Annotated in this window: 6 protein-coding genes; 5 read left to right on the top strand and 1 reads right to left on the bottom strand. The window is 63.1% G+C overall.

Translation table 11 applies throughout. The features are described from left to right. Nucleotides 1–757 precede the first annotated feature (757 nt). Nucleotides 758–1,777 carry a GH25 family lysozyme gene (locus ASD32_RS04385; RefSeq protein ID WP_060636676.1) on the top strand — a complete coding sequence of 340 codons (1,020 nt, stop codon included), beginning with the start codon at nucleotides 758–760 and terminating at the stop codon, nucleotides 1,775–1,777. 52 nt (nucleotides 1,778–1,829) lie between these two features. Here the strand turns inward: ASD32_RS04385 and ASD32_RS04380 are convergent, their stop codons facing one another. Next, on the bottom strand, nucleotides 1,830–2,681 hold the full coding sequence (locus ASD32_RS04380; protein ID WP_060636913.1) for an IclR family transcriptional regulator: 852 nt from the start codon (nucleotides 2,679–2,681) through the stop codon (nucleotides 1,830–1,832). A gap of 371 nt (nucleotides 2,682–3,052) precedes the next feature. Between ASD32_RS04380 and gcl the strand changes: the two genes are divergently transcribed. The 4 genes from gcl to ASD32_RS04360 all read left to right on the top strand — a co-directional run bounded on the left by gcl (nucleotide 3,053) and on the right by ASD32_RS04360 (nucleotide 7,894). After that, nucleotides 3,053–4,837 (top strand): glyoxylate carboligase, encoded by a 1,785-nt coding sequence (gene gcl / locus ASD32_RS04375; protein WP_060636675.1) that lies wholly within the window; start codon nucleotides 3,053–3,055, stop codon nucleotides 4,835–4,837. A gap of 22 nt (nucleotides 4,838–4,859) precedes the next feature. Then, entirely contained in the window at nucleotides 4,860–5,672 is an 813-nt protein-coding gene (hyi, locus tag ASD32_RS04370; RefSeq protein ID WP_060636674.1) for a hydroxypyruvate isomerase, read from the top strand. Nucleotides 5,673–5,677: 5 nt separating this feature from the next. Continuing rightward, nucleotides 5,678–6,562: a 2-hydroxy-3-oxopropionate reductase gene (locus tag ASD32_RS04365; RefSeq protein ID WP_060636673.1), complete on the top strand. Its 885-nt coding sequence runs from the start codon at nucleotides 5,678–5,680 to the stop codon at nucleotides 6,560–6,562. A 63-nt stretch (nucleotides 6,563–6,625) separates the two neighbouring features. Further along, a complete protein-coding gene (locus ASD32_RS04360; RefSeq protein WP_060636672.1) occupies nucleotides 6,626–7,894 on the top strand; it encodes a glycerate kinase in 1,269 nt (422 codons plus the stop codon). Nucleotides 7,895–7,952: the final 58 nt, after the last annotated feature.

The raw sequence follows: 7,952 nt of genomic DNA, 5'->3' as shown, positions 1-7,952 counted from the left end.
GGCTTCGCCCCCCTCATCCGGCCCTGCGGGCCACCTTCTCCCCGCTGGGGAGAAGAGGGAGATCGTGGCGCAACGCCCAATAGCCACGCCCGGAAAAAATCCGCCGTGGTTATCCTTGATTCTGACTTGGCCGGGGCGCTGGAAAGTGCCGCAGGTTAGTAAGTTTATATGACGCCTTCCGGCGCCCCGTTCAGTGTCTTTTGCCGCGCTTCTCAGGTTCTTCTGCGCCTCTCTTTTTCAAGGAANTCCAATGCCCCAGCCCGGCCGCTTATCCGCCAGGCTTTTCAATAAGGCGGGGTTTCGCCCTGGACCGTCGAAGACGGCGTGACGAACCCGACACGCCCGGTTCATTGGCGAACCGGAGGAGAACCACCTTTCACGCAGCCCCGGGGATTTTGCGCGCGTTTCGCAACATCATCCGGGCACCGGCCCCATCTCGCCGGCAACGCAAACCGGTGTATCCGTGATGGGACGGGAAGAAGTATGGCACGGGCCTTTGGAGCGGGGATTTGCGGGGATGATTTTATTCGGGGGCGGGGGCTAAGTACAGCCGGCGCCTCATATCTTTAAATATATTTGCGGTGTTGGGTCCCCGGTGGCGGCCGGATACGGAGGGGAAATCTCACCCGCCAGCAGCCTATCCGCGCCCGTTTGTATGTGAGAAAGATCGGATTCAATCTTTGTTGGTAATTTTCCGTTAGGAATTGAAGGCAGTGGGGCGGGTGCCGCCTGTTTTTAGTTTTGCGTACGGGGTCTCATGCGTTTTTCGGCTGTTCCAGCGATCCTTCTTGCCGGCCTTCTGGTGGCGGGTTGCACATCGAGTTCCGGGCCGGAAAGCCTGGTGGCGGGGCTGCCGTCGAAGGAGACGACCAGTTCCGTCTCAGCAGGGCCAGTGCCGACCGCCGATGTCGGCGCGGTGATCGCGCAAGCGGAAAGTCATCCCGAGCAACTGGCCTGGGCCGGGCAGGTGCCGCAATCGCAGGCGTTCGAATCCGTGACGACCGAAGGCATGGCAGTTCCGGCCGAGCGTCCGGTGGCGATGATCATGCCGGACAATCCGGGGCTCGGCACCGCGCGCACCCGGCGCGCGCAAATCTACAGCCGCCAGTTCCGCGATGCCCATCCGATCAATTTCGGCAAGGCCTCGCCGCGCAAGCTCGCCGTGCACGGCGTCGACGTGTCGCGCTGGCAGGGCGAGATGGACTGGGCGAAGCTGCGCACCCAAGGGGCGAACTTCGCCTATATCAAGGCGACCGACGGCGGCGACCATCTCGACCCGATGTTCAGGACGAACTGGAAACGGGCTAAGGATGCCGGGCTGAAGCGCGGCGCCTATCACTTCTTCTATTGGTGCCGCACCGCCGGCGAACAGGCAGACTGGTTCATCCGCAACGTGCCGCGCGACCCCGACGCGCTGCCGCCCGTCATCGACGTCGAATATAACGGCGAATCCAGCTGCAAATATCGCCTGTCGCGGGCCCAGGCGATCGAGAAGATGCAGGTGTTCATGGACAAGCTGGAGCGCCATTACCGCAAGCGTCCGGTGATCTACACCGCACCGGATTTCTACCGCGACAACCTGACGGGCGAGTTCAAGAACTATCCCTTCTGGTTACGCTCGGTGGCCGCGCACCCGTCGCAGGTCTATCCGGGCCGCAAGTGGCTGTTCTGGCAATATTCGGGATCAGGGCTCTCGCACGGTGTCGAAGGCCGGATCGATCTCAATGTGTTCCATGGCAGCGAAGAGGACTGGCACCACTGGGCGGCGCGCAGCTGACGGGGAGCCGGGCCGAAACAGCCTGATCCGATATTCTGAAGCACAGCGTCCTTCAAGCGCTGTGCTTTTGGCTGTCTTCCCGGCGTCCGCCCATGGCCTGCGTCACGCCGTCGGCTGCGGCTTTCACCACCGGACCCAGCGCCGCGAGCGTCCCGTCGGGGAGCCTGACAGCTGGCCCCGATATGGAAATCCCGGCGATTGCCTCGCCATATTCGTTGAAGATCGGGGCGGCGAGGCAGCGCATGCCGAGCGTGTGTTCCTCGTCGTCGATCGACCAGCCGCGTGAGCGGATGGTTTCGATATCGCTGAGGAGCCTGGGCAGGGTATCGCGGGTTTTTCCCGTGAAGCGCGTCAGCGGCTGGCGCGACAGCAGGCGTTCGATGGCGGCGGTCTCCCAGGTGGACAGGATCGCCTTGCCGATGCCCGAGGCGTGGATGGGGCCGCGGCGGCCGGGGCGGAAGAAGGCGCGCATCGGAGCGTGGCTTTCCACCTGCGAAATGAAGACGACATCGCCGCCATCCTCGATGCCGATATTGGCGGTTTCGCCCGAGTGTTCCATCAGCTGTTTCAGGAAGGGGCGGCTGATCGTGCCGAGCTTGCGGAAGCGCAGGAAGGCATTGCCGATCTCGAAGGCTTTCAGCCCGATCGTCCAGGCGCCGGTCTCGGTATCGTGGGTGACCATGCCGTGCCCCGCAAGCGCCGTCAGCAGCCGGTGGACTGTGGAGGGCGCCATGCCGGACTGATCCGACAGGTCGGTGAGCGCGGCACCATCGCCGCTGGCGACGAGATCGAGCAGCTTCAGGCTGCGGTCGAGCACCTGCACGGAGGAGGGGACGGCATTTTCACTGGCCTTGCGGCCGGGTTTGGCGCGCAGATGTTCCGGGGATGGTGGCTTTTCGGGCATGTCGGCTCCGGTTTGTGTGATCGTGCATGACATATTGCATCGTTGATGAAAGCGGAACGGTTTTGATGGGCAGTTGGTGGCGATGAGGGGGCGGTTCGGCACGTTCTGAGCGTTTGGCCCCCTCATCCGGCGCTTTGCGCCACCTTCTCCCCGCTGGGGAGAAGAGGGAGTGCGCGGCTCTGCCCGCGTGTGAGAAAGGGAGTGTGCGGCTGCGGATGAATGCATAGCCATTTATCATGGTCCAGAGCGCCGCCATTCATAGCGGATTCGTTGAAGATGTTTATTTCCATAGGGTGGGAATGATTTCCATTTAGTGATTGCCCGGCCGGAATTTTGGACTACCCTGATCCTCACACGATGGAGGAATAGTCATGGCGAAAATGCGCGCAGTCGATGCGGCGGTTCTGGTTCTGGAGAAGGAGGGCGTCGATTGCGCCTTCGGGGTTCCGGGGGCTGCAATCAATCCTTTTTACTCGGCGCTGAAGGCGCGCGGTTCGGTGCGCCATATCCTGGCGCGGCATGTCGAGGGCGCTTCCCATATGGCGGAGGGCTATACCCGCGCCAAACATGGCAATATCGGCGTCTGCATCGGCACGTCGGGTCCGGCCGGGACCGACATGATCACCGGGCTCTATTCGGCCCAGGCGGATTCGATCCCGATCCTGTGCATCACCGGCCAGGCGCCGCGTGCGCGCCTCGACAAGGAGGATTTTCAGGCGGTCGATATCGCCCGGATTGCCGGGCCGCTGACCAAATGGGCCGTCACCGTAATGGAGCCGGCGCTGGTGCCGTTCGTGTTCCAGAAGGCGTTTCACCTGATGCGGTCGGGCCGTCCCGGTCCGGTGCTGATCGACCTGCCGGTCGATGTGCAACTGGCCGAAATCGAATTCGATATCGATACCTACGCGCCGCTGGAGGCCTATAAGCCAGCCGCGACGCGGGCGCAGGCCGAAAAGGCGATCGCCATGCTGAACGCGGCGGACCGTCCGCTGATCGTCGCCGGTGGTGGTATCATCAATGCCGATGCGTCCGATCTGCTCACCGAATTTGCCGAAATCACCGGCATCCCGGTCATTCCGACGCTGATGGGCTGGGGCACGATCCCCGACGATCATCCGCTGATGGCCGGCATGTGCGGGCTGCAGACTTCGCACCGCTACGGCAATGCCAATCTTCTAGCCTCGGATTTCGTGCTGGGTGTCGGCAACCGCTGGGCAAACCGCCATACCGGCAATGTGCCGACCTATACCGAGGGCCGCACCTTCGTGCATGTCGATATCGAGCCGACCCAGATCGGCCGGGTGTTTGCGCCGGATTTCGGCATCGTCTCGGATGCCGGTGCAGCACTCAAGCTGTTCCTCGATGTCGCCACCGAATGGAAGACGGCGGGCAAGCTGAAGGATTGGTCCAACTGGGCGCAGGAATGCCGCGAGCGCAAGCGGACGATGCTGCGCAAGACGCATTTCGACCAGACGCCGCTGAAGCCGCAGCGTGTTTATGAGGAAATGAACAAGGCATTCGGCCGCGACACCTGCTACGTCTCGACCATCGGGCTCAGCCAGATCGCCGGCGCGCAGTTCCTGCATGTCTACAAGCCGCGCAACTGGATCAATTGCGGCCAGGCGGGACCGCTTGGCTGGACGCTGCCGGCAGCGCTCGGCGTGCGGGCGGCCGATCCGGAGCGGACGATCGTGGCGCTGTCGGGCGACTATGATTTCCAGTTCATGATCGAGGAGCTGGCCGTCGGCGCCCAGCACAAGCTGCCTTACCTGCATGTGGTCGTGAACAATTCCTATCTCGGCCTCATCCGCCAGGCGCAGCGCGGGCTGAACATGGATTTCGAAGTGAGCCTCGCCTTCGACAATATCAACGCTTCCGGCGATGCGGAAAAGGGCTACGGCGTCGATCACGTCGCGGTGGCGGAAGGGCTTGGGTGCAAGGCGATCCGGGTCCGGAGCCCCAACGAATTCCAGGAGGCTTTTTCGCGGGCGAAGGATCTGATGAACGAGCACCAGGTGCCCGTCGTCATCGAATTCATCCTCGAGCGTGTCACCAATATTTCGATGGGCGCCGACATCAATGCGGTGGTCGAGTTCGAGGAACTGGCCGAACGCGGCGAGGATGCGCCGACCGCGATCCTGGCGCTGCTCGACTGATCAAAAAGACGGAGGACTTCTCATGCCTAAGTTTGCGGCAAATTTGACCATGCTTTTCAACGAGGTGCCGTTCCTCGACCGCTTCGCACTGGCCGCCAAGGCCGGGTTCACGGCGGTGGAATATCTCTTCCCCTACGATTTCGAGGCGAAGGCTCTGAAGGCAGCACTTGAGGTCAACGGCCTGACGCAGGTGCTGCACAACCTGCCGGGCGGCGACTGGGCCGCCGGCGAGCGCGGCATTGCCGTCCTGCCCGACCGGATCGACGAATTCCGCCGCGGCGTGGCACAGGCCATCGACTATGCGACCGCACTCGGCTGCACGCAGATCAACTGCCTCTCCGGCATCGCGCCAGTCGGCGTCTCCGACGACGTGCTGCGGGCGACCTTCGTTGCCAATCTGCGATTGGCCGCAAGCGAACTCGGCAAACACGGCATCCGGCTGTTGATCGAGCCGATCAACCGGTTCGATATTCCCGGCTTCTACCTCAACACGGTGGAGCAGGCGGCCTCGATCATCAAGGAGGTCGGCAGCGACAACCTGTTCATCCAGTACGATCTCTACCACCAGCAGCGTACCGAGGGTGAGCTGATCGGCACGTTCAAAAAATACCAGGCGCAGATCGCGCATGTGCAGCTGGCCGACAATCCCGGCCGCAACGAGCCGGGCACCGGCGAAATCAACTACCCCTTCGTCTTTTCGGCGCTGGATACGGCCGGTTACGACGGTTTCATCGGCTGCGAATACAAGCCGCGCACCACGACATCCGAAGGGCTCGGCTGGCTCGCATCCGCGACCACAGCCCGCAGCGCAGACATTATCAAGATCAGGAGCTAAGCATCATGGCCACAATCGGCTTTATCGGACTGGGTATCATGGGCACGCCGATGGCGCGCCACCTGCAGGATGCCGGCCATACCGTTGTCACCTCGAAATTCCACATTCCGCCGAAGCAGGAACTCATCGATAACGGCCTGCAATTTGCCGAAACGCCGAAGGCGCTGGCCGAAAAGGTCGATATCACCATCCTGATGCTGCCGGACACGCCGGATGTAAAGGATGTCCTGTTCGGAGAAAACGGCGTCGCCTCCGGCCTGTCGGCGGGCAAGCTGCTGATCGACATGAGCTCGATCTCGCCGATCGACACCAAGGAATTTGCCAAGAAGGTGCGCGAAACCGGCGCCGAATATATGGACGCTCCGGTCTCGGGCGGTGAAGTCGGCGCGAAGAACGCGTCGCTTTCGATCATGGCCGGTGGCACCGAGGGCAGTTTCGAGCGGGCTTTGCCGCTGTTCAAGCTGATGGGCAAGAACATCACGCTGGTCGGCGATTGCGGTGACGGGCAGGTGACCAAGGTCGCCAACCAGATCATCGTCGCGCTGACCATCGAGGCTGTCGCGGAAGCATTGGTCTTTGCGTCGAAGGCCGGTGCGGACCCGGCCAGGGTGCGCGAAGCCCTGATGGGCGGATTTGCCTCCTCGCGTATTCTGGAAGTGCATGGCGACCGCATGGTCAAGCGCACCTTCGATCCGGGCTTCCGGATCTCGCTGCACCAGAAGGACCTCAATCTCGCCCTGCAGGGCGCAAAGGCCATCGGCGTTTCCCTACCGAACACGGCAGCGACGCAGGAGCTGTTCAACAGCTGCGCTGCCCATGGCGATGCCGGGCTTGATCATTCGGGCCTCGTCACGGCTCTCGAACGCATGGCCAACCACGCGGTCGCCTGACGGCAAGGACCGGGCGGCCAGGAGGAGGGCCGCCCGGTTTTTTTATGGAATGAGGATGAAGACATGGCCGTGATCGCCGACCCGAAAGCCTTTCTGGAAAGCCTGTTTCATGCGGCGGTCGCCGCCGCCGACCCGGCCAGGGTGCTCGCCGCCAACCTGCCGGAAAAGCCGAAGGGCCGCACCGTGGTGATCGGCGCAGGCAAGGGGGCGGCGCAGATGGCTCAGGTCTTCGAGCGGCTATGGGACGGACCGCTCACCGGCGCGGTCGTGACGCGCTACGGCTATGGCGCGCGCTGCGAGCGGATCGAGGTGCTGGAGGCATCGCATCCGCTGCCGGACGAGAACGGGTTGACGGCGTCGCGGCGGTTGCTGGACGAGGTGAGCGGGCTCACCGAAGATGATCTGGTGGTGGCGCTGATCTGCGGTGGCGGCTCCGCACTTTTGCCCATGCCTGCGGGCGGCCTGACGCTCGACGACGAGATCGCCGTCAACCGGGCGCTGCTGGCTTCCGGTGCGCCGATCAGCGCGATGAATGCAATCCGCAAACACGTCTCCGGCATCAAGGGCGGGCGGCTTGCGCAAGCGGCTTGGCCGGCACGCGTCGTGTCGCTGGTGGTCTCGGATATTCCCGGCGACGATCCGGCGCTGGTGGCCTCCGGGCCGACCATCCCCGATGACAGCACCCGCGAGGATGCCCTGCGCCAGATCGAGCGCTACCGGCTGGAATTGCCGGAAAAAGTGATGGCGTTCATCCGCAGCGAGGCGTCTGCAGCACCCAAACCCACAGACCAAGCGTTTCGCCGCAACGAAGTCCGCCTTGTGGCGTCTGCTGCGGTTTCGCTGGAAGCTGCGGCGAAGACGGCGCGGGCTGCTGGCGTCGAGGCGGTCATTTTGTCCGATGCGATCGAGGGCGAGGCGCGGGAAGTCGGGCGCGTGCATGCGGCGATTGCCCGCGAGGTCGCGGTTAAAAACCGGCCTTTCCAAAAGCCGGTGGTCATGCTCTCCGGCGGTGAAACGACGGTGACGATAAGGGGCAAGGGCAAGGGCGGTCGCAACAGCGAATTCCTGCTGTCCCTGGCGCTTGGCATCGATGGCACCGAGGGAATTTCGGCGCTGGCTGCCGATACCGACGGGATCGACGGGTCGGAGGACAATGCAGGTGCGTTTGCCGATGCGACAAGTGTTGCGCGCCTGGTGGCCGCCGGGATCGATGGTGCAGCGCTCCTTGACCGGAACGATGCCTGGTCCGCATTCGATGCGGTCGGCGACATTTTCAAGCCGGGGCCGACGGGCACCAATGTCAACGATTTCCGGGCTATTCTGGTGCAGTGAGTGTGCGATCACGGGCTTTGCGGAACCAAACCCCGTATTACCGGTTAATATCCTCATG

Source organism: Rhizobium sp. Root483D2, from assembly GCF_001426685.1.
Classification (GTDB): Bacteria; Pseudomonadota; Alphaproteobacteria; order Rhizobiales; family Rhizobiaceae; genus Pararhizobium; species Pararhizobium qamdonense.
This window is presented reverse-complemented; position numbering and strand designations above follow the sequence as displayed.

Coding starts and splice junctions, on each gene's coding strand:
- ASD32_RS04385 (WP_060636676.1), top strand. CDS start 758: ATGCGTTTTTCGGCTGTTCCAGCGATCCTTCTTGCCGGCCTTCTGGTG.
- ASD32_RS04380 (WP_060636913.1), bottom strand. CDS start 2,681: ATGCCCGAAAAGCCACCATCCCCGGAACATCTGCGCGCCAAACCCGGC.
- gcl (WP_060636675.1), top strand. CDS start 3,053: ATGGCGAAAATGCGCGCAGTCGATGCGGCGGTTCTGGTTCTGGAGAAG.
- hyi (WP_060636674.1), top strand. CDS start 4,860: ATGCCTAAGTTTGCGGCAAATTTGACCATGCTTTTCAACGAGGTGCCG.
- ASD32_RS04365 (WP_060636673.1), top strand. CDS start 5,678: ATGGCCACAATCGGCTTTATCGGACTGGGTATCATGGGCACGCCGATG.
- ASD32_RS04360 (WP_060636672.1), top strand. CDS start 6,626: ATGGCCGTGATCGCCGACCCGAAAGCCTTTCTGGAAAGCCTGTTTCAT.